The 20,946-nt window shown below is 53.8% G+C and carries 18 protein-coding genes; 9 read left to right on the top strand and 9 right to left on the bottom strand.

The features are described 5' to 3' along the window. Window positions 1-109: 109 nt before the first annotated feature. Window positions 110-1,684, top strand: a complete 1,575-nt coding sequence (locus QJQ48_RS03135) for an ArnT family glycosyltransferase (RefSeq protein WP_346289727.1) — start codon at window positions 110-112, stop codon at window positions 1,682-1,684. Beyond that, on the top strand, window positions 1,654-3,192 hold the full coding sequence (locus QJQ48_RS03140) for an ArnT family glycosyltransferase (protein ID WP_346289728.1): 1,539 nt from the start codon (window positions 1,654-1,656) through the stop codon (window positions 3,190-3,192). Before QJQ48_RS03135 ends, QJQ48_RS03140 begins: the two co-directional genes overlap by 31 nt. Here the strand turns inward: QJQ48_RS03140 and QJQ48_RS03145 are convergent. The 3 genes from QJQ48_RS03145 to QJQ48_RS03155 all read right to left on the bottom strand — a co-directional run bounded on the left by QJQ48_RS03145 (window position 3,178) and on the right by QJQ48_RS03155 (window position 5,598). Next, a complete protein-coding gene (locus QJQ48_RS03145) occupies window positions 3,178-3,555 on the bottom strand; it encodes a C6orf136 family protein (RefSeq protein WP_346289729.1) in 378 nt (125 codons plus the stop codon). The genes QJQ48_RS03140 and QJQ48_RS03145 overlap by 15 nt on opposite strands. A 1-nt stretch (window position 3,556) precedes the next feature. Next, the gene (locus tag QJQ48_RS03150) at window positions 3,557-4,126 is read right to left on the bottom strand and encodes a hypothetical protein (protein ID WP_346289730.1); all 570 of its coding nucleotides are present in this window, start codon (window positions 4,124-4,126) and stop codon (window positions 3,557-3,559) included. Window positions 4,127-4,242: 116 nt separating this feature from the next. Continuing rightward, entirely contained in the window at window positions 4,243-5,598 is a 1,356-nt protein-coding gene (locus tag QJQ48_RS03155) for a DUF4912 domain-containing protein (protein WP_346289731.1), read from the bottom strand. Between the two features lie 406 nt (window positions 5,599-6,004). Between QJQ48_RS03155 and QJQ48_RS03160 the strand changes: the two genes are divergently transcribed. Next, window positions 6,005-6,811, top strand: coding sequence for an LmeA family phospholipid-binding protein (locus QJQ48_RS03160; protein ID WP_346289732.1), 807 nt, complete (start codon window positions 6,005-6,007; stop codon window positions 6,809-6,811). Window positions 6,812-6,823: 12 nt separating this feature from the next. Here the strand turns inward: QJQ48_RS03160 and QJQ48_RS03165 are convergent, their stop codons facing one another. Then, on the bottom strand, window positions 6,824-7,696 hold the full coding sequence (locus QJQ48_RS03165; protein ID WP_346289733.1) for a phosphatidate cytidylyltransferase: 873 nt from the start codon (window positions 7,694-7,696) through the stop codon (window positions 6,824-6,826). 570 nt (window positions 7,697-8,266) lie between these two features. Between QJQ48_RS03165 and QJQ48_RS03170 the strand changes: the two genes are divergently transcribed. The 3 genes from QJQ48_RS03170 (at window position 8,267) to QJQ48_RS03180 (ending at window position 11,485) form a co-directional block, all read left to right on the top strand. Next, complete coding sequence (locus QJQ48_RS03170; RefSeq protein ID WP_346289734.1) at window positions 8,267-9,055, top strand: HAD family hydrolase; 789 nt, start codon at window positions 8,267-8,269, stop codon at window positions 9,053-9,055. Between the two features lie 7 nt (window positions 9,056-9,062). Beyond that, window positions 9,063-10,349 carry a DNA double-strand break repair nuclease NurA gene (locus QJQ48_RS03175; RefSeq protein WP_346289735.1) on the top strand — a complete coding sequence of 429 codons (1,287 nt, stop codon included), beginning with the start codon at window positions 9,063-9,065 and terminating at the stop codon, window positions 10,347-10,349. 137 nt (window positions 10,350-10,486) lie between these two features. After that, the gene (locus QJQ48_RS03180) at window positions 10,487-11,485 is read left to right on the top strand and encodes a WD40 repeat domain-containing protein (protein WP_346289736.1); all 999 of its coding nucleotides are present in this window, start codon (window positions 10,487-10,489) and stop codon (window positions 11,483-11,485) included. A gap of 70 nt (window positions 11,486-11,555) precedes the next feature. Here the strand turns inward: QJQ48_RS03180 and QJQ48_RS03185 are convergent, their stop codons facing one another. The 4 genes from QJQ48_RS03185 to QJQ48_RS03200 form a co-directional block, all read right to left on the bottom strand. Beyond that, the gene (locus QJQ48_RS03185; protein WP_346289737.1) at window positions 11,556-12,296 is read right to left on the bottom strand and encodes a succinate dehydrogenase/fumarate reductase iron-sulfur subunit; all 741 of its coding nucleotides are present in this window, start codon (window positions 12,294-12,296) and stop codon (window positions 11,556-11,558) included. Window positions 12,297-12,419: 123 nt separating this feature from the next. Then, entirely contained in the window at window positions 12,420-13,823 is a 1,404-nt protein-coding gene (locus QJQ48_RS03190) for an NAD(P)/FAD-dependent oxidoreductase (RefSeq protein WP_346289738.1), read from the bottom strand. A 289-nt stretch (window positions 13,824-14,112) separates the two neighbouring features. After that, entirely contained in the window at window positions 14,113-15,387 is a 1,275-nt protein-coding gene (gene bioA, locus QJQ48_RS03195; protein ID WP_346289739.1) for an adenosylmethionine--8-amino-7-oxononanoate transaminase, read from the bottom strand. A gap of 6 nt (window positions 15,388-15,393) precedes the next feature. Further along, entirely contained in the window at window positions 15,394-17,682 is a 2,289-nt protein-coding gene (locus tag QJQ48_RS03200) for a RelA/SpoT family protein (RefSeq protein ID WP_346289740.1), read from the bottom strand. A gap of 373 nt (window positions 17,683-18,055) precedes the next feature. Here QJQ48_RS03200 and patD point away from each other — a divergent pair, with 373 nt between their 5' ends. Next, window positions 18,056-18,436: a heterocyst frequency control protein PatD gene (gene patD / locus QJQ48_RS03205; RefSeq protein WP_346289741.1), complete on the top strand. Its 381-nt coding sequence runs from the start codon at window positions 18,056-18,058 to the stop codon at window positions 18,434-18,436. Window positions 18,437-18,491: 55 nt separating this feature from the next. Then, entirely contained in the window at window positions 18,492-19,064 is a 573-nt protein-coding gene (locus QJQ48_RS03210; RefSeq protein WP_346289742.1) for a TFIIB-type zinc ribbon-containing protein, read from the top strand. A 26-nt stretch (window positions 19,065-19,090) separates the two neighbouring features. Here QJQ48_RS03210 and purN read toward each other — a convergent pair whose 3' ends face one another. Beyond that, window positions 19,091-19,762: a phosphoribosylglycinamide formyltransferase gene (gene purN, locus QJQ48_RS03215; protein WP_346289743.1), complete on the bottom strand. Its 672-nt coding sequence runs from the start codon at window positions 19,760-19,762 to the stop codon at window positions 19,091-19,093. 182 nt (window positions 19,763-19,944) lie between these two features. Here purN and QJQ48_RS03220 point away from each other — a divergent pair, with 182 nt between their 5' ends. Beyond that, complete coding sequence (locus tag QJQ48_RS03220) at window positions 19,945-20,826, top strand: carbohydrate ABC transporter permease (protein WP_346289744.1); 882 nt, start codon at window positions 19,945-19,947, stop codon at window positions 20,824-20,826. Window positions 20,827-20,946: the final 120 nt, after the last annotated feature.

Raw genomic sequence — 20,946 nt, forward strand, 5'->3', positions numbered from 1 at the left:
TTCCATTCCCAGAACTGCTGAATCAAACGAGGGTTTTAGATCTTTAGCCCGGTATACTCGTGAATTGGAGCTTCGCTATTTTACGATTTTTATCTGATCCTCAGTAGCTGTGCGGCGACTTATTCACTCTCCTTATTTTCTTCTGACGGTGTGGTCAGCTTTGCTGCTGCTTACGAGTCAGAGCCATCCCAGCCTGATGGCTCACGATGAGGGTAACTTTGCGGTCGAGGCTCGTTTTATGGTGGAGTCTGGTCACTGGCTAGCGCGCCAGTGGTGGGGGAATCCTGTCTATACTCACGGCATTGCTCTCAACTGGCTAATGGCTAGCAGCTATAGCCTCTTTGGCCGCAGTGAAGTTGCCGTAAGACTACCGAGTTTGCTGGCTTGCCTGGTTAGCGTGGTGCTTATCTACTCAATCGGGCGACGGCTTCTGACTCGAAGCCAGGCTTTAGTTGCCGCCTTACTGCTGCCGGTGATGCCGCTATATCTGCAGTACGGGCATTTAGCTACTCAGGATATGCTTTTGGTTTGCTTGGAACTGACTGGTATCTGGGCGCTGCTGCAGGCTGAGCAGTCTCGGGAGCGGATTTATTGGGGCCTGCTCGCCGGTAGTATCGTGGGTATTGGCTTTTTAGTTAAAAGCTTTATGATTGCGCTGCCCGCGATCGCCCTTTTACCCTATCTGGTGGGGCAAAACGGGCGGCATCGCCATCTCGCCAATCCTGGTATCTATGTCGGCCTGATAGGGGGTATTTTAGTCGTCTTCACCTGGCTGCATCTCAGCGTGCTCACTTATGGAGCGGGCGTGCTGAATCAGCTATTTGGCAAGCTTTCAGAACTCAGTGAGCCGTTTCACCCTGATGCCGGTCCGCTTTACTATTTCTGGAATATTCCGGTCAATGCCTTCCCTTGGGGACTGTTTGCCTTGGTGGGGTTGGGCTTGGCCCTGCGGCACTACCGCACCAGCCCTTATCGGCTACTGCTGATCGGCTATCCGGTTGTGCTCTTGGCTTTGCTGTGCCTTTTTCCCACGCGGACGCCTTACTATGCGCTGCAGCTCTATCCTTTCATGGCACTGTTTTCGGGGCTGGCTCTAGATCACCTGATCCAGAAGCTAAATCACTGGTTTCCTAGATTTCTCAGCTATAGCTTTGGCCTTTTGGGGGGGCTGCTGCTGCTGGCAGGAATCATAGCCATAACTAAACCTGACCTGCTACCTGCTGACGTGGCTGCTTATGGACTAACCGCGCTAGGGCTAGGGCTAGGACTCTCACTACTGCCTATGACCTGGCACACTCAGCAAAAGCGATCGCCGCAGATTTGGCTAGCTAACTGGCTGGGAGCTTTTTGGCTAGGATTCGCGATCGCTGGACTGACAGGCGTTTGGGGCAACTATAGTCCTACGCTCAAGGCTGCTTTACAGTCACCGCCGCTGGCTTCTGTCTTAGCTGCCCATGCCGTTGATTTTGTCGTTGCGGCCCCAGTCGATGGTGAAACGAATAAAACCTGGGTGTTGCTGACCTTTTATACGCCCCATTTGGGGCAACTGTATCCGCACCTGTCAAACCTGCCGCCCGATGCCTACGCTTGGGTAAGTCCGGGCGCTGAGCTAGCCACTGGCGTTATCTATCAAGAACTTGGGCAAATTCAACAATGGCGACTGATTCACAAACAGGCAGCCTGAACTGGCGCGATCGCTCAAGATCCGACGGTTTGCGCCAGACGCTGCCGCCAAATTCAATCTTTTTTTTATTGGGACTGGCACTTTTAGTCAGACTTTACAATATTCAGTCGCCAATTATTGGTGTGCATTCTTGGCGTCAGGCCGATACGGCGGCTCTGGCCCGCAATTTCGCTGAAAATGGTCTTAACTTTTTTTATCCTCAGGTTGACTGGGCGGGTAGTTCGGCTGGCTATGCCGAGACTGAATTTCCGCTATATTCCTACCTGGTGGCACTGCTCTATAAGCTGTTTGGAGTATCTGAAATTTACGGCAGAGCGATCGCCGTTGTTTGCAGCCTGGTAGCGCTTTTCTTTTTATTTCAGCTAGTTGCCTACGTAGTTAATCGACAGGCTGCGTTCTGGGCCAGCTTTTTCTATGCCGTTTTGCCTTTGAATGTATTTTACAGTCGTACTTTTCAGCCTGAGTCCATGATGCAGATGGCCTGCGTCATGGGTCTTTACTTCTTCATTCGCTGGCTGGACTCCGAACGCTGGTGGCACTGGACTGTGTCAGCTTTGTTTGTAGCGATCGCCTGTCTGCTCAAAGTTTTGCCCCTGGCCTATTTAGGACTGCCGCTGCTGTATTTAGCGGCAGTGAAGTTTAAAGGCAAGCTCTTTCAGCAGGTAGCACTTTGGGTCTATGCCGGCTTCATATTAGGGGTGACCGCCGCCTGGTACTATCACGCCCACCAGATCTATCTTACCTACGGTCACACCTTTGGCTTTTGGGGCGGTACCACCGATCGTTATCTCTGGACAATGCTGCTGTCACTTAAATTTTGGGGTGATATTCTGCTGCGGCTGGCAGTGCGCCACTTTGCCGTAGTTGGCTTTTTTCTCTTCCTGGGCGGGCTATGGGTGCGTCGCCGCTCGGCAGTTGAGGGCTGCTTTGATATGGGTCTGATTGGCGTAGTTGTGTCAATAGCGATCGCCCCGACCTCTAGCTATGTGCACGAATACTATCAGCTCCCCTTTGTCTTTTATGGCGTCATCTTTATCGGCAAGGCTTGCGACGTTCTGCTGCAGTCAGGTAAACAATGGCAGCGGCAGACTCTAGCAGTTGCAATCGGATTGACGCTGGTAAGTGGCTCAGTGATTTACAGCTTGGACTATATGCGGCGCGAAGTCGTCCATACTTCAGAGGTCTACGCCCTAGCGCAGCAGGTCAAAGCCTCGACTCCCCAAAAGGCGTTGCTTGTTTCTGCTACGGGCGGGGATCCCACCTTGCTCTATCTTTCTCACCGTAAAGGGTGGCTAGTTCATCCAGATGATATCAGTGCCGTTCAGCTAGAGGCTTTAGCTACTCACGGAGCCGACTATCTAGCTGGCAGCTACTCTACAGTTGAAAGCTATACCCCATTTACTAACTCAGCCCAAAAGCAAGCAATTCAAACTTTGATCGATAATCGCTATCGCCCCATTATCAACACCGATCGGTTCTATATCGCGGCGATTTCACCAGCTGAATAGCTGCTGGATTACGCTGAGGCGAGAACAGTCCCAGTAGTCGATGTGGGCGTTGACTAAATTATCCGGGTTGAGGGTCAGCTCGCTGCGGCCAGGAATAGAGATACGCGGCTTCCAGGGAACAGGGGCGGTAAAGTTCAGTGTCCAGCGGGTTTTAATGGTTTGGCCCGATCGCTCAATGGCGTGCAAATCCATCTGCGTGTCAATAAACCACTGCTGGATAAAGCCAATCATTTTTTGATAGCGGGCTTTCCCCCTAAACTCGTTGAGCGGATCTTTGAAGTAGACCTGCTCGGTGTAGAGGTCGAAGCTTTGGTCTTGGGGAAAGCGGGTATAGTCCTGCCGTAGCTGCTCAACAATATCCATCCTATTGCACCTCTATTTCCGGCCATAAACGCTCTAGCTGCCGCTGCCAGGCTTCTAAGGTATTTTGCCGCGAACTTTCGCTCATGGAGAGTTCTCCCATAACGCCTTCTGCATAAAATCGCTCCAGGGTTTTCAGGGTTTCCTCTAGCGTTTGTCCCTGCAGCTTAGCAGCCTGAATGATTTGGCGAATTTGAGCCTCAACCAGATCATTGAAGAAGCGATCGAGGCCCTCTGCTTTCAGCGCCAGCAGCCGCTCGGTCGCAGATTGAAAGCTATCTGCCGTCAGCGTTTCTCGATCGTGCTGAAAGACGCCCCACAGTACCGCTTCATAGAAGGCATAGCGGGCCTCTTGAGTATAGTCAAAGTTGGCCGCTAGAATTTGCCTCATGTAAGGTTCTGCTTGCGGTTGGGGCGCGATAGGGATTAGCAATCGCAGCCAGCTCAAATCCTTAGAGAGCAGGACTAACAGCCGGAAATCATCGGTTTCAATCTGCCAGGCATCCGGCGGCAATGCTTGTACGCGATCGCCAAAACGCTGCTTTAGCTCATGGGTAATGTCGTCAGGGGTCATGGCTTCACCATATCAGGCCCAAACATTTTAAAAAATTGGCAGCAAAAAAGCCTCCCCCTAGAGGGAGGCGGCTGAATCAGTAGTGATGCGATTCAGCAACCGAAATCAGAAGGCACTTAGCTCAACCACTCTTCAACCGCTTCCGCCTTGGTGTTGGTGTTGCGCGAAGGGGTTTCCCGCTCAAACTTCATGTGTACCGAGCGAGTTTGCTCGCCGTCAGCCGCCACCGCCATGATTGGATAGTCGATTAGACCATCCTGGAATGACATTTGGAAGCGGAAGGTGCCATCGGGGTTGAGCTTAATCGGACGTCCCCCGATTGTGACGGTGGCATCTGGCTCGGTAGCGCCGTAAACAATCAGTTCAGCATCCGCAACTAGCCAAAACTTACGTGGGCGAATCGGCGGGGCCGAAGCCGAGAAGCCTACGCCTGACATGTTTAGCCCGACACCAGACATATTGAGGCCCATACCGACGCCCGACATCCCCATGCCAACGCCCGACATTGTTAGGCCCATCATACCCATGCCCATGCCCGCACCGGACATAGTCATGCCCATGCCAGAAGCGGTGGCGCCAGCCCACATGCCGACCCCAGAAGGGAAGACGTAAGAGCTAACGGCTTGTTCAGGAGCCGCCATCTGCATGGAGCCATAGACAGAGCCAGGGACGTGCTGCATGGAGCCAAACAGCGAGCCAGCCATCCGTTGGGCTTCAGCCGCTTTTGCCATGTCAAAGACGTTGTCATGCAGATTACCGTTCATCTCCATCCGCTTGCTGGGCGGCACCAGGTTAGCAAAGGTCTTACCGCGCAGATCCTCATTCCAGCCAACGGTGATGAACTGATCTTCAACCCAGTCAGAGGGATAAACCGGCGGTACCCGAACCGGCGTAGAGCGGGCTAGCACCAGCCAGCGGCCATCGCCGCAAACGTAGCCAATTTCAGCAATATAATCGCGATCGCTGACCGGAACTGGAACATACCACTCCCGCGCTAGTTCATCGCATTCGTACTGCTGTAGGCTGTGGGGCGTCCGATTCTCCAGCTTCATGTTGGTGACGTCATAAAAGCGGAGTGCCAAACGAATACCACCCTGTCGGCGCAGTTCTTCTTTGTGCTCGTTAGGAATATCCCAGTAAGCGTAAGCCCATTGGGGATCACGAGGCATCAATACAATCCGGCTCTCGCCGTAACCAGAAGGTAAATCAGCCAGCCCTTCATCTACAGTGGCTAATACGTCGGGCGTTGGTTCCTCAGTCGCCATGTCAAACTTGGCGGCTTCAACTTCCGACTGCCCCTCGGTGGCCATCGGTACGGGAGTAGACAGCGTACGCTTTGCCTGCACGGCTTGAATAGCCGCAATCAGCTCAACTTTGCGCATTCGGCTATAACGAGAAACTTCGCACTCGCTGGCAACCCGGCGGAGCTGTCGTAGCGTCATCTCTTCGAGTGGGGGGCGTTCCTGAGTCATAAACTGAATCTCCTTAATGCTTCTTTGATAGGTGCTTTAGAACTAACCCAGCAGACTCACCCAACTGTCACCAAACTGCCGGAAGATGGCCGACTGGATATTTGCAATCTCTTCGGGATCGCATTTGTAAAACAATATTACAGAAATCTGACGGTAGATCAAGTCTGGAAACTTTGGCGTTTCAGGGATTTAACGAAATAATCAGCCATTCGGGGATCGCAATGTCACAGATTTATGACATTGCGATCCCCGAAAATATCAGGAAGCGCTGACTAGCGATCCCAAAAACTGGGTCAGTTTAATCACTGATAGAACGGGGAAAATTTGTGTCATCCTTGACAAGAAACTTTCCGGTCTAGAGCCAGACAGTTTTGCCGCATAGCGTACGACAAGATCTATGGACTCAATGCCAGATTGCTCAAAAACGCAGGCCAATACCCAGTCAGCACAGCCCAAAACAGTTAGAGGTAGCCGTCTGATCAGCCGTGTTTTATCGCCAGCGCTGCGGCTTTGGCTGCAGACCCAGATCGAGCAGGCTGAAAATTTGCAGTTCAAAATTAGCAGCAGCGATCGCTGCCTGCTGCGTGGCCAGGTAACCCAAGTTAACTTGTCAGCCGATGGGGCGATCTATCGCGGCTTACAGCTAGGGCGAGTGAGCCTGATAGCGACTGATATTCATGTCAACCTAGGGCAGGTAATGCGAGGCAAGGCGCTGCAGCTTTTAAGCCCGTTTTTAATCACGGGACGGGTAGTTCTCAGCCAGTCTGATCTCAATGCCTCACTACAGACAACCACGATGGCCGAAGCCCTGCAAAACTTTCTAGTTAAGATCTATCGCCGGGGCGATCGCGTTTCTGAACCACTTGCTCAGCGGCTAGAAGCGATCGCAGCAGTACCGCTCGACTGCTTGAAAGGCAGCGGACACGTCCGAGGAGAGGTTTTAACCATCAGCCTGCACGACCAAAAGACTCAGGCTTCCCTCGTCTTGCGCACCCGCTTGCAAATTCAGCAGGAACGGCTACTGACGCTACTCCAGCCCCAGCTTTTAGAAGATATTGAAGCGCCGACGGGTCTACCGCTGACGGAATTGGAGGGGCTGCAGGTTGATCTGGGAGCCGATGTTGAAATTCAGCACTTTGCCTTAGAAGACGGTCAGCTAAAGTGTCAGGGCAGCGTTAGAGTACAGCCTGGGGGCGATCGCGAATCTGCATAGCGGCAACAAGATTTAGAGAGTCGGCAACAGCGGCAGCAGCAAGGTCACGAAGTAGTAGACCAGCGGTGCCGTAAACACATAGCTGTCGGTGCGATCTAAAATGCCGCCATGCCCTGGAATTAGCTGACCAGAATCTTTCACCCCGGCATCGCGCTTCATCAAAGACTCGGTCAAATCGCCTAAAAGGCTAGAAACACCGATGAGCATTCCCAAGGCCGTACCCGCCAGACTCCAAAGCGGCCACTGCAGCACCCAAGCCCCAGCAATACCGATGCTGATGCTGCCAGCCAGCCCAAAAACAGCGCCTTCAACCGTCTTTTTGGGACTGATATTAGATAGGGGCGTTTTGCCAAACAGACGGCCCATCGCATAAGCGCCGATATCTGCCGCCCAGATACAGGCAAAAGCCACCAGAGTAGCACTGAGTCCCTGGGGCAGCTCTTGAATCGTCGGCCAGCTATGGGGCCAGTATCCTGACAGAGGCAGGTTGCTGGTGGTGGCGGTTTCTAGCTGACGCAGGCGGATCCAAAAACTCGGCAAATAGCCGCCATAGAACAGGCCCAGAATTGATGCAGCCACATCGGCAATGGTGGCAAATTTGGGCTGAAACAGCAGATAGAAGCAAATAAAGGTACCGGCCAGCGGCAAAATAGCATCGGCCAGCGGCGGGGCGAGAAAAGAGGCAATTAGCAAAATCTGGCTGACGGCCATTGTAATTTTGGCGGCAGGCAAAATTCCCTTAGCTCGAACCAGGCGGAAAATTTCTAGCTGTCCTAGAAAAACAACGATGCCAAAGCCAACGGTGAAATACCACCCCCCTAGCACAGTCAGCATTAGCGCCAGTGCGATCGCAATAAATCCGCTAATAATTCGAGACCACGGCATAGAGATAAAAGTTGAGACGGTATGAGCGGAGCTAGCGATCGCTGCCTGGGAAAATTGGCGAGAAATGTTATCTACATAACTTACCTGAAAACCGAGAATCTCACGACTACCAGGAGTGGGAGAGCGCCCTAGTTTTGCTGATATCGCTAGGCAGAAATTATGATTGGACGCGATCGCCCGGCTCGCTGCAGCTACTCAGAATCAGCCGTCTGGGGCAGAGTTTGCAAGAAGATCTTGCCACTGCCAGGAACAATTGCGCCGGTCGTTAACCTTAATTTAATAGGCAAGTAGAAAAATATTTATTGCTTGATGTGCATCAGCTACTGATGGCTAACGGCTAGGGAACGAGAGTGAGATTATCGATTGGTCGAGATATTGTGGTCAATCGGCATCAAGGACAGCTCATTTTGCCATCGCCCTGCTACTGCCCTGAGGAAACGGCCTAGGGCACCGAATTTGAAGTTTTGCTGCCTTTGAATTTAGCCATCCGTGTGGCTGTCCTAAAACCATCTGAGCTTGTCAAGTAGCCGCTGGCCCGCAGAATAAGGAAGCAGCTTCTTTTGGTTCTCTATGACACATCTTCAGCCCTCGCTCTTGGCCTTTGACTTTGATGGGGTTATTTGTGACGGCCTCATTGAATATTTTCAAACCGCCTGGCGGGCCTATCAGCGGCTATTTCCCGACGCTCCAGCAGAGCCGCCAGTTAGGCTGGCCGAGCAGTTCTATCCCTTGCGACCTGTGATTGAAACCGGGTGGGAAATGCCCATTTTGCTCAGAGCCTTAATTCAGGGTGCAAGTCCCACAGCGGTTTTACAGAACTGGCCGACATTATCAAAAGCCACGGTGAGTCAGTCACCCGTCAGCAGCGACGCCGCCATGAGCGCGGTAGACAGCGTTCGGGATGACTGGATCAAGTCTGACCTGGATGATTGGCTGGCCCAGCATCGTTTTTACTCAGGCGTTCTAGAGCGTTTGCAGCAGTGCTTGACTGCTGATTTAGCTGTTGTCATTATCAGCACTAAGGAAGGGCGCTTTATCCATCAGCTTTTGCAGCAGCAAGGCTTAGCTTTTCCGTCAGCCCAGATCTTTGGCAAAGAGGTGCAGCAGCCCAAAGCACAAACCCTACGTCAGCTAGCCCAGCAGGCGTCGAGGTCAGAGGCTGCAGGCGTTTGGTTTATTGAAGATCGAGTCAATACGCTGCAGAAAGTCCAGCAGGCAGAAGATTTGTGTCAGGCCGAGCTGTTTTTAGCAGATTGGGGCTACAACACAGAGAGCGATCGCGCGATCGCGCGCAATGACTCGCGCCTGCATTTGTTATCCTTATCGCAATTAGTACAAGAGTTCTCAGCTTGGCTGTAGGTCTAGAATGCTGGATTTAATGAAAATTGCCCAGCAGATGCAGGGCATCAGCGATCACTTGACACGAGAGGCTGCCGCCGCTCGTTTACGCATCGAAAAGGCAGAGCGGCTCATGCAGCAGGCCCAGCAGCATCAGGTAGAGCGTCGGGCCCAGCTTCACCAGTGGCGCGATCGCATGACGTTTACCGTCGCAGAGCCAGTTGAACCTCTCTCTACCCGTAGCCTCATTCCCCAGGCTGCTGTTGCCCACAGCGTCATTGCCACCGATGGATCGCAAATCTCACCCAGCCATCATGAGATTGCTTACTGCTATTTAATTAACGTGGGCCGGATTCAATTGCACTACGGTCAGGGGCGTCATCCCCTCTTAGACAGCCTGCCAGAAGTGATTTATCGGGCTGAGGAACTGTATGTCTCGCGGCAGTGGGGCATCAGTACAGAGGAGTGGATGGGCTATCGGCGGACGGTGGCTGAGGCGGTGGTGCTGGCGGAGTTGGGACAGGCAAAAGGGGGAACGTGGGAACGCGGGGATGGCGGTAGTGAGGAGGATAGGAAAGATGGAGGAGATGGGAAAAATCAGGGGCGGCAGTTGGACTTTTTGGGGGCAGAGCCGCAGTCTGGGGGACAGGTGCCGCAGTTGGCGATGGTGGATGGGTCGCTGATTTACTGGTTTTTGGAGCCGCTGCCGGGGGAGGCGCGCGATCGCATTTTGCAGCCGATTCTGCAAGCATGGGACAGCCTACAGGCGATAGGAGTGCCGCTGGTGGGCTATCTCAGTGCCTCCCGCAGCGGGGAGGCGCTGAACTTTCTGAAGCTGGAGAGCTGTCCCTATCCTGAACCTAACTGTCTCAAGCACTGTGCCGATAGGCGCGATCAGGCTCCCTGTCAGGTATTCGAGCCGCTGCGAGATGTGGCTCTTTGGTCTGTGCTGCTGCAGCCGGGAGAGCGCAGTCCGCTGTGGCGCAGCTCGGCGGAAATCTTGTCTCAGTACGGACCTCATGCTATTTACTTTTGCTATGTGCATGTCGGTTCGGAAGTGGCGCGGGTAGAGATGCCCGCCTGGGTGGCTGAGGATACGGCGCTGCTGGAGACGGCCCTGAGTATTACCCTGGCTCAGGTACAAAAGGGCTATGGCTATCCGGTAGCACTGGCAGAAGCGCACAATCAGGCGGTCGTGCGAGGGGGCGATCGCGCCCGCTTTTTTGCGCTACTAGAGCAGCAGATGATTCGGGCCGGACTGCGTAACGTTGGCACTTCCTACAAAGAAGCCCGCAAACGGGGTAGTATTGCCTAACACTTTCTCTACCAAAATTAAATTTGAGGGGAAATGTCTGCTTTCAGGGTGTAGTCAATTTCAGCCATTTCCCGCCTTGGCTTAAAACTGCAATTGGGAAACTGCCGAAATGTCTAGTTGTGACAATGACTTGCTCTATGGCTCCTGTTCAGCCAGATTCATTTGGCCCCCATCGTCGTCCGGCTTACCGACAATTTACGCCTCTAGAACCTGCTAAAACTGAAGCACCGTCCGCCGCTCGCTTAGCAGGCGGTTGGCGCTGCGTTCACCGTCTGCAGGCCCACACTAGCTGGGTGCGTAGCGTAGCCGTCAGTCCCAATGGACGCTGGATGGCCAGTGGCAGCGGCGACAAGACAGTGCGCCTCTGGAGCTTATCTACCGGCCAGCTTCGACAGGTCTTGGTGGGCCATGAGGGCTGGGTGCGAGCGATCGCGTTCAGTCCGGGCGGCAGCCTCTTAGCCAGCGTCAGCAATGACAAAACCGCGCGGCTCTGGGATCCGCTCACGGGCGAGCAAAAATCTATCCTGACGGGACACGCCGACTTTGTTCGCTGTGTCACCTTCAGCCCTGACGGCCAATACCTGTTTACAGGCAGTCAAGATCACACAGTCAAAATCTGGCAGGTCGAAACGGGTCAGCTTCTAGAAACCCTGTCACTGCACGATCACTGGGTACGAGCGATCGCGATCGCCCCCGACGGGAAAACGCTGATCACGGGCAGTCAGGAGCACACGAGTCAAATTTATCCGCTGTCGAAAAACGGCCCACGGCATCGGCTTGAAGGACATCAGGCAGAAGTCTTGTCAGTTGCCGTTAGCCCCAATGGCTGGTTAGCCGCTAGCGCCAGCGCTGACTGCGACATTATCTTCTGGAAAATTAACAGCGGACGCCTGATTAGTCGCTTTCGGGCGCACTCCCAGGCGGTCAATAGCATTAAGTTCAGTCCCGACGGTCGCCTGTTAGCCACGGCTAGCAGTGACAAAACCGTCCGCCTTTGGCACATCGACAGCGGCAAGCTGATCGCCGTTTTACAGGGTCACGAAGGCTGGATTTGGTCAGTTGCCTTTGCCCCTGATAGCAAAACTGTTGTCAGCGGCGGCTGGAACGGTCAGATCCGGGTATGGACGAAAAGCTGAGCTACTGCTGACTGCCTTACCCGCCAGCGTTTTTAAGCTTCGCGGCTATCTATCTTGCAGCCCGTATTTTCTAACTGAATTCCGCTCGCACATATTCCCGCCGCATCCGAGCAATGGCGCTGATTGAAATTCCTTTGGGGCAAACCGCCTCGCATTCGCCATGATTAGAGCAGTCACCGAAGCCTTCCTGGGTCATTTGCTGAGTCATTTTCAGGACGCGGGGCTGCCGTTCGGGGTGGCCTTGGGGCAGTAGCGACAAGTGAGCAATCTTGGCCGCCGTAAAGAGGGAGGCTGAGGCATTGGGGCAGGCCGCCACGCAGGCACCGCAGCCAATACAGGCCGCATAGTCAAACGCCAGATCGGCTTTATCTTTGGCCACAGGCAGGGTATTGGCTTCCGGCGCGGCCCCAGTATTGACCGAGATATAGCCGGCTGCTGCCATGATGCGATCAAAAGCAGAGCGATCGACCACGAGGTCTTTAATCACAGGGAAAGCCTTTGCCCGCCAGGGTTCTACCACCAGTACGGCTCCATCCTGGAAGTGTCGCAAGTGCAGTTGACAGGCCGCCGTTTGACGCTGGGGGCCGTGGGCCTGTCCGTTGATCACCATGCCGCAGGAACCACAGATCCCTTCCCGGCAGTCATGATCAAACTCAACGGGGTCTTGCCCCTGATGAATGAGCTGCTCGTTTAAAACATCAAGCAGCTCCAAGAAAGACATATCGGCGTGGGCGTCCGGCACCGTATAAGTTACAAAGTGCCCCGGCTGTTCGGTTCCGGGCTGCCGCCAAATTTTGAGATGAATTTGCATAGGCCGATGGGCAAGAGAAACTTACCCCTAGCCTAGCGTACAGCTCCAGACGGCTGGATAAACTTAACCCCTTGTGATGCTCTAAATTGAGCGCCGATCTAGAGTCGCCGACAGGTAGCTCAGCTAAGCATTCACCACTTCTTGTGGCTTGATTAGCTCAGTTTCCATCTCGCGGGCAACCTGATCGGCGACTGAGGGAATTTCGTCATGGCCGGTAATCAGACGGACGCCGCGCTTACGGGTGAAATAGTTCCAGGCCCACTGGGTCAGTACCAACAGCTTGTTATCAAACTCGATTAGGAAATAGATGTGGACAATAATCCAGGTCAGCCACGCCGGAAAGCCCCACATCTTCAAGGTGCCGATGTTGGCAACCGCCGCGTTGCGACCAATCACCGCCATGCTGCCCTTGTCCTTGTAAACGAACGTGGGCGCTTCCTCACCGACTAGACGTTTGCGAATTACCTTGGCAATATGCTCACCCTGCTGCATGGCTACAGAAGCAACGCCGGGCAGCGGGCGATCGCCCTGATGCGCGTAGTGGGCTAAGTCCCCCACCACGTAAAGATTAGGATAGTCCTTGATGCTGAAGTCCGGCTCCACCATAACGCGGCCTACTCGATCTAGCTCCGCGCCTGTGCAGTCAGCGATCGCCTTGCCCATCGGCGAAGCCTTGACGCCTGCCGCCCACAGAACGGTATAGGCCTGGAGCTGCTCTAGCTGATCGCCGCTTTTAATCGTGACGATATCGCCTTCAATGTTAGTCACTAGGGAATTCGTCTGAACCGTGACCCCTAGCTTTTCCAGCGACTTTTGGGCCTTGGCTGAGAGTTCAGCCGGATAGGGCGGCAGCACCCGATCCATACCCTCGACCAGCAGGATTTTAGTCTGCGTTGTGTCAATGTTGCGGAAGTCCTCCTTGAGCGTCCCTAGGGCCAGTTCAGCTAGCGCCCCGGCTAGCTCCACGCCAGTCGGGCCGCCGCCTACAACCACGAAAGTTTGCAGGGCTTTACGCTTTTGCGGATCAGTTTCCTTCTCAGCCGCTTCAAAAGCCAGGAAAATCCGTCGCCGCACTTCTAGCGCATCCTCGACCGTCTTCATGCCAGGGGCAATGTCCGCCCATTCGTCCCGGCCAAAGTAGTGATGACTGACGCCTGTAGCCACAATCAGGCTGTCGTAGGGCACAACTTCACCGTTCTTGAGGAATACCTGGCGCTCATCAGGATTGACGCGGATAACTTCGCCCATTAGGACGCGGGTGTTTTTCTGGTCGCTGAGCACCGAGCGCAGTGGCGAAGAAATATCTCCGGCTGAGAGTCCACCCGTTGCCACCTGATAAAGCAGTGGCTGAAATAAGTGGAAGTTGCGTTTGTCAATCAGCGTTACCTTGACTGGAGCTTTGCCCAGAGATTTAGCTGCATAAAGGCCACCAAAACCGCCACCGATGATTACCACGTGGTGCATAGATTCTGACGGGCCTGTAACTACTTTTTCGGGAGCTTGGGTGCGCTGAAGGACTGCTGTCATGGGTGTGTAACCATTTATGAAGTGGCTTGTTCAGAATTCTACCTGTCAAAGCATAACTATGGCTACCCGTCCAGAAACTTTTACAGAATTTTGTCATGGGCTGCTAGCAATTAAAGATTTGTGACTAATGGGACTGAACGATTGCCAGCAGCCGAATAGCTAAAATTCTTGCGGCATGGGTTATCCGCCATAGATAGAAAATATCAATTAAAGATGTGATGTTCCTATGAGATAGATAAGAAATGTTAAACGTAGCGGATACTACAGATGGGCGAAAACTGGTGATGACTTATACATCCAGCAAAATTTCCTCAATGCCCGTGTAGATCAAATCCAGCTCATCATCGGTGATGCAGTAGGGCAGCAGCAGGTACAGCACATTGCCCAGGGGCCGCAATAACAAGCCTTTATCCAAGGCTCGCTGCCGGATCTTGAGGCCAATCTGATTGAAATAGCCTGTTTGACCAGCAGTGGTCAAATCCATTGCCGCGATCGCCCCCAGACAGCGAATTTTTTCTACTTTAGGCTGCTCGGCTAGGTGAGCCAACCGCTGCCGATGGCGAGCCTCCAATCCGCGAAAGGCCGCTTCAGTTTCTATCAGGATCTCTAGGGAAGCCAAGGCGGCAGCACAGCCCAGAGGATTAGCGGTGAAACTGTGGCCGTGATAGAGCGCCTTTTGGGCATCGTCACTGTAGAACGCGGCGTAGATTTTTTCGTGGCAAACCGTGACGGCTAAAGGCAAAAATCCGCCGGTCAGCCCCTTGGACAGACAAATAATATCCGGCTCCACCGCCGCGCGGCTACAGGCAAACCAGTCACCCGTACGGCCAAAACCCGTCATTACCTCATCAAAAATTAGCAGCGTGTCATGCTGACGGGCGATCGCCTGGAGCTGCTGCAAAAACTGGGGCCGACAGATACGCATCCCCCCCGCGCCCTGCACCAGAGGTTCCAGAATCACAGCGGCATAGCGTTCGGTGGCCAGCTTCTCAGCAATAGCTGCGATCGCCTCCGCCTCTTTCTGTTCCACCGTTTCATCGTTCCAGTGAGTCGCCGGGAAGGGGACAAAGTCTACCTGAAACAGTAGCTCGTTGAAAGCAGCCGTAAAAGGCGACCTGGCTCCAACCGCCATTGCGCCGAAGGTATCGCCATGATAAGCCCCTTCAAAAGCTAAAAAGCGATCGCGGCCCTGGCCTTGATTGTGCCAATACTGATAGGCCATTTTCAGCGCCACTTCCACCGCTGTTGAGCCGTTATCTGAAAAGAAAACTCGGCTCAGCGCTCCCGGCAGGCGCTCAACCAGGCGAGTGGCAATCTGCTCTGCTGGGTCGTGGGTGAACCCGGCAAAGATAACCTGCTCTAAAATTTGGGCCTGCTGGTAGATCGCGGCGGCAATGCGGGGATGCGCATGACCGTGAGTATTCACCCACCAGCTAGAGATGCAGTCTAAGACCTTTTGGCCGCTTTCTAAAGTCAGCCAAGCCCCTTGACCGGACTTGACCTTGAGCGGCTCGGCTGCCGTTTTGGCCTGGGTAAACGGATGCCACAGATGAGGATGGGCCATAAGTCCTTAGTGTTCTACCTGACTCACCCGTCGCAGCTTCAGCACGTCGGTCATTTTGCGCAACTGGTGCAGGGTTTGCTCTAGCTGGGCGTGATCGCGCACGTCAATACCCAGGTCAATTTCGGCAATTTGCCCCGGATAGGTTTTCACCTGAGCGCTGTGCACGTTGATCTTGAGGTCAGATAGGTGAGAGAGAATGTCCTTCATTACCCCCACCCGGTCAATCACCTCAATTTTGAGCTGTACCGGATAGGTCGGGGGCCGCCCACTACTAGAGTCCTGTAGGTTCCAGCTTACCGGAATTAGGCGATCGCCCGGAATATCTTTGATATTAGGACAGCCCTGACGGTGTACAGCAATGCCGCGACTGCCTAAGCCAACAATGCCAATGATCGGCTCACCCGGCAGGGGATTGCAGCAGCCAGCAATGTGGTGCAGCAGCCCTTCAATGCCTAAAATTGGCGATTCTTGGCTGCTGGGCTGCGATCGCCCGGAAGGACTAAAAGTGGACGTATGAAATTCTGCCGTCTCAAGGCTGCTGGATTCGTTTTCAATCGGCTGCTGGGCTTTGACCGCTTCTCGCAGGCGGTTGACCACTAGATTCAGCGTCACTTCACCGTAGCCTAGCCCCGCCAGTAAATCGTCTACGCAGGGATAATTGCAGCGCTCAGCCGCAATCCGGGCCGGACCTGACTTCAGCAGCGACTCAAAGCCGCTTTTGCCCAGCTCTTTCTCCAGCATGTCGCGGCCCCGGGCCATATTTTCATCCCGGTGCGATCGCTTATACCACTGCCGAATCCGGTTGCGGGCGCTGGCCGTCACCACAAAGTTGAGCCAGTCGAGGCTGGGGTGGCTGTTTTTCTGGACGATAATTTCCACAATATCGCCGTTTTGCAACTGGGTGTCTAAAGTGACGATGCGACCGTTCACCTTAGCCCCAGCACAGTGGTTGCCCACTTCAGTGTGAATGCGATAGGCAAAGTCAACCGGCGTGGCGGCCCGTGATAGCGAAACGACGTCGCCATCAGGGGTGAAGACGTAGACATCTTCGTCGAATAGATTGCCCTTGACATCATCAAGAAATTCCTGAGCGTCGTTGAGATCGCGCTGCCACTCCAGCAGCTGTCGCAGCCAGGTAAACTTCTCGTCCTCTGCCGTCAGTTTCTTATTGCTGGAAGCTCCGGTTTCTTTATATTTCCAGTGAGCCGCAATGCCGTACTCGGCAATGTGGTGCATTTCTAGGGTACGAATCTGTACCTCAATCGGGCGACCGTGGGTTCCAATCACCACCGTATGTAACGACTGATAGCGGTTGGGCTTGGGCAGGCCGATGTAGTCTTTGAAGCGTCCTGGAATGGGCCGAAAGGCGTCATGGACTACGGCTAAGGCGCGGTAGCATTCTTCGTGAGTGCCCACAATCAGCCGAATTGCGGCAACGTCGTAAATTTCGTGAAAGTCTTTTCCCTGACGCTGCATCTTGCGGTAAATGCCATACAGGTGCTTCGGACGGCTGCTGACATCAAAACAATGGACGCCGAGATGTCTGAGGCGATCGCGCAGGGTTTCAGCCACCTGCTTCAGTCGCGCTTCGCGATCGGTGCGTTTCTCGGTTACATACACCTGCATTTGCCGATAGGCCTCTGGCTCTAAATATTTAAAGCACAGGTCTTCTAGCTCCCACTTCAGCCGCCCAATCCCTAATCGGTTCGATAGAGGGGCAAAAATTTCCAGCGTTTCCTGGGCAATGCGCTGCTGCTTAGCGGGGGGCAAATGCTCTAGGGTGCGCATGTTGTGCAAGCGATCGGCCAGCTTCACCACAATCACGCGGATATCCTGGGCCATCGCCAGGAACATGCGGCGAAAATTCTCAGCCTGACGCTCGGTTTTGCTGTGAAAGTTGAACTTAGAGAGCTTAGTCACGCCCTCTACGAGCTGTCGCACTTCTTCGCCAAAGTGCTGCTCAATTTCCTCTGGCGTCACGACCGTATCTTCCACAATGTCATGCAGAAAACCCGCGGCAATCATGGCGCTATCGCCGCCGAGATCGCGCAGCAGCCCTGCTACCGCTACCGGATGGCAAATATAAGGCTCCCCGGAAGCGCGGTTTTGACCCTGGTGGAGCTGATAGGCAAAGTCAAAGGCTTGGCAAACCAGCTTGCTGTTAGCGCGATCGTCTTCAATCGACTCCGCAGTGAGTTCACCATTAGCAATTTTCTGCTGGCTAACCAAACATTCTTGCAGCCAATCCGGTAGGGTAAAGTCGGTGGGAATTGCGGGAGCGATAGCAACATTCATAGCCTTTATTGCCGAGAGCATTAGGGAAGACGAGATTTTGAAGATCTTACTGCATTGACAGAGATTAAGCTGCTCAGAGAGCCAGAGAAAAGTAGGGTTGGCTGCTGTCTACTGTTCGCCTAGAACTGAGCAAAAAAGCCTGCCGGGATATGGGTAAGCGGCAGTGGAGCTACAGCGGAAAGCTTTTTAGCTAATCAGTTTAGCTAGCGACTAAACTGATTATTTGAGAGCCATAGAGGCTCAGATTATAGGGATCGCCGTCTACGCAAGACAGACGAGGGGCGATAAAGTTAAAGCTTATTTATCTAATGATAGACAAACTCTCAATTTGAAGCATGTTATCGCCATTAGTCGTGCAGTTCTAAATTCGTCAATGCTCTCACCGGCCTCCCAGCAAGTTCTGACTCATTTCCACTCTGAGCTACGTCAGTTCGCCGCTCAGGTCACTCAGCCCAATCCAGATGCCCAAACGCTGCAGGTCCATTTTCTAAGACTGCAGCAGGACTTTCAGCAGCAGATTTTACCGCTTGCAGATCGTCATCTCACGGCAGCGGCGCAAACTCAGCTACAGGCTTACCAGACTGAAATGAACCGGCTGATGCGGCTCTTGGCCGTAGATATCAGCTTTTTACAAGCAGCGCGGCAGTCGGCGAAGCAGCAGCAGCGACAGGCGCAGATTCAGCAGCGGCTCATGAGTCTAAATCAGTTCTGTGAGGCGCTTTTAGCCGGTCGTTCAATTCGCGAAGGCGGATGAAATGGTAGAGTTTTTCTACTGTTGCGATCGCAGGTAGGCAAGGGAGACAGTTTCAGTGGAGTGTCCGAAGCAAAAAGGGGTGTCGCTGGTAGCCGGAGATCTATCAGCAGGCCCGGCAGCCTATGGTTGTCCAGAGTGTCAAGGCAGCTGGATTGCGCCAGAAGACTACAGCCGTTGGCAGGCGACCCAGCCTCAGCCCGCGCCGGTAGAACAAATAGACAAAGCGCCCAGCATGATGGATCTGGACTTTGAGCCAGCTGCGCTTGATAACCGCGCCGCGCTTTGCCCCGACTGTAGCCACTACCTGGTTCGCGCCCGAGTCAATCTGAAACATAAGGCTTTCTATGTAGAGCGCTGTCCCAACTGTAAGGGGATTTGGTGCGATCGCGGTGAGTGGCAGGTATTGCAGCAGATCGGACTGCACACTCAGATCGGGTTAGTTTTTGCCAGCGAGTGGCAAAACCGCATCCGGGAGCTGGAACAGGCAGAGCGCGAACGGCAGGCCACTATCGAAAAATTGGGGCCAGACTTAGCGCATCAGGTATTTGCCTTGGCCGAGAAGCTAGAAAGTCACCCCAACGGTGACTTTGGCGTAGCTTATCTGATGCGACGCTTTGATAGCGAATAGCTAAAATATCGAACCATCACCTCCCTTCAGAATAGCGATGAGTCCTCCGACCCATCAGAGAGCTGCTGGGCTGCCAGGGCGATCGCCGGGGGATAGATGCGGTGTTCTTGCTGCTGAATCCGAGCCTGCAGGGTCGCCGCCGTATCTGCTGGCAACACAGGGACCGCCGCCTGCATCACAATCGGGCCGCTATCGACAGCCAGTTCAACCAGGTGAACCGTACAGCCAGAAATTTTGACGCCGGCGGCGATCGCTTGCTCTACTGCTCGCATCCCCGGAAAGCTGGGCAGCAAGCTGGGATGAATGTTCAAAATTCGCTGCGGAAAAGCCTCAATTAAAACCTGGGTGACGCGGCGCATCCAGCCTGCCATAATCACCCAGTCGGCCTCGCACTCCAGCAGGGTTTGAATAATGGCGGCATCTAACAGCTCTCGGCTAGGAAAAGCGCGGTGATCGAGCAGCACCGCCGGAATACCCCAGCGTTCTGCCCGCTGAGCTACTTTAGCCGCTGGATTGTTATAGATCAGCACCTGAATTTTGGCATTGAGCTGGCCGCTGGCGATCGCTTCTGCGATCGCCTCCAGGTTGCTGCCGTTACCAGAAGCCATGACGCCCAAGCGCAGTTGTTGAGGCTGAGCCGCCAGTAACCACTCTGGCAAAGGTGAAACAATCGAAATATTGACGCCGTCAGGGGACATGACAAAAGCTTGCTCACAGCTTATTGATTGTCCCAGGCTTTGCCCTTGGTGACAGCATTGGCGTCAATGTTTTTTGTCGATGTTTTTGCAGTTTTCAGCCGCAGAGAGGAAAACCGGCCCCAACTCGCCATCGTTGGGGTTTAGGGATAGGCTGAAGAGTGACGCTGGGTGAATACCGAGATATGACTTCCAAGTCTCGCTGGCTGAGCTATGAAACCACAACTGCCTGGCTGTTACTGGCTCCGGCTCTGGTGCTGTTGGGAATCTTCGTCATTTGGCCGATTGTCTATCTGTTTTATCTCAGCTTTACAACGGGCAGCTTTACGCGCGCTGGCGTGCACTGGCAGGGCGGCCAGAACTATTTGCGGCTGCTGAGTGATCCAGATTTTTGGCAGGTGTTGGCCAATACGGCCTACTTCACAATTGCCACCGTCTTGCCCAGTCTGGTACTACCACTAGGGCTGGCCGTTTTGCTCAATCAGGTTGCTGTCCTACGGGGGCTACTGCGAGCGGCCTACTTTATTCCTTCTATCACCTCCCTCGTGGCCGCGGGTCTGGGATTCCGCTGGCTGTTTCAGCCGGACGGCCCGGTCAACAATTTGCTGATTAGCCTGGGGGCTGACGCGATTCCCTGGTTGAGCAGCCCCGTTTGGGCTATGCCCGTTTTGATCCTGCTCAGCATTTGGAAACAGATTGGCTTCAATATGGTGGTTTTTCTGGCTGGACTACAGGCGATTCCGCTGACGCGCTATGAAGCGGCAGAGCTAGATGGAGCTGGAATCTGGCAAAAATTTTGGCATATCACCCTGCCAGGGCTGCGCCCTACTTTAATCTTTGCGGCAGTCACAACGGTCATTTTTACCTTACGCAGTTTCGAGCAGGTCTATGTCATTACCGGCGGCGGACCGTTAAACTCGACCAATATTCTGGTCTACTACATCTATGAGCAGGCCTTTGCTCAGTTTGATTTTGGCTACGCGGCAGCAGCGGCTACAGTCCTGATGGCGATCGCCCTGTTGCTGGTTTACGTTCAATTGCGGGCTTGGGATAAAGAAGCTTTATGATTTCCGGCAAAAACTGGTCATTTTTGCGGAGATCCGGGAATAGTGAACTTACAAACCTGTTAAGCTGCTCGGCCAATAGGCTTAGCGTCAGTATGCCGCATTGTCTTTTCCAGTTGGCAT

The sequence above is a fragment of the Sphaerothrix gracilis Ecp01 genome (genome assembly GCF_030405905.1).
GTDB classification, from domain to species: Bacteria; Cyanobacteriota; Cyanobacteriia; order Phormidesmidales; family Phormidesmidaceae; genus Sphaerothrix; species Sphaerothrix gracilis.

Coding starts and splice junctions, on each gene's coding strand:
- QJQ48_RS03140 (WP_346289728.1), top strand. CDS start 1,654: ATGGCGACTGATTCACAAACAGGCAGCCTGAACTGGCGCGATCGCTCA.
- QJQ48_RS03145 (WP_346289729.1), bottom strand. CDS start 3,555: ATGGATATTGTTGAGCAGCTACGGCAGGACTATACCCGCTTTCCCCAA.
- QJQ48_RS03150 (WP_346289730.1), bottom strand. CDS start 4,126: ATGACCCCTGACGACATTACCCATGAGCTAAAGCAGCGTTTTGGCGAT.
- QJQ48_RS03155 (WP_346289731.1), bottom strand. CDS start 5,598: ATGACTCAGGAACGCCCCCCACTCGAAGAGATGACGCTACGACAGCTC.
- QJQ48_RS03160 (WP_346289732.1), top strand. CDS start 6,005: ATGCCAGATTGCTCAAAAACGCAGGCCAATACCCAGTCAGCACAGCCC.
- QJQ48_RS03165 (WP_346289733.1), bottom strand. CDS start 7,696: ATGCCGTGGTCTCGAATTATTAGCGGATTTATTGCGATCGCACTGGCG.
- QJQ48_RS03170 (WP_346289734.1), top strand. CDS start 8,267: ATGACACATCTTCAGCCCTCGCTCTTGGCCTTTGACTTTGATGGGGTT.
- QJQ48_RS03175 (WP_346289735.1), top strand. CDS start 9,063: ATGCTGGATTTAATGAAAATTGCCCAGCAGATGCAGGGCATCAGCGAT.
- QJQ48_RS03180 (WP_346289736.1), top strand. CDS start 10,487: ATGGCTCCTGTTCAGCCAGATTCATTTGGCCCCCATCGTCGTCCGGCT.
- QJQ48_RS03185 (WP_346289737.1), bottom strand. CDS start 12,296: ATGCAAATTCATCTCAAAATTTGGCGGCAGCCCGGAACCGAACAGCCG.
- QJQ48_RS03190 (WP_346289738.1), bottom strand. CDS start 13,823: ATGACAGCAGTCCTTCAGCGCACCCAAGCTCCCGAAAAAGTAGTTACA.
- bioA (WP_346289739.1), bottom strand. CDS start 15,387: ATGGCCCATCCTCATCTGTGGCATCCGTTTACCCAGGCCAAAACGGCA.
- QJQ48_RS03200 (WP_346289740.1), bottom strand. CDS start 17,682: ATGAATGTTGCTATCGCTCCCGCAATTCCCACCGACTTTACCCTACCG.
- patD (WP_346289741.1), top strand. CDS start 18,056: ATGCTCTCACCGGCCTCCCAGCAAGTTCTGACTCATTTCCACTCTGAG.
- purN (WP_346289743.1), bottom strand. CDS start 19,762: ATGTCCCCTGACGGCGTCAATATTTCGATTGTTTCACCTTTGCCAGAG.
- QJQ48_RS03220 (WP_346289744.1), top strand. CDS start 19,945: ATGACTTCCAAGTCTCGCTGGCTGAGCTATGAAACCACAACTGCCTGG.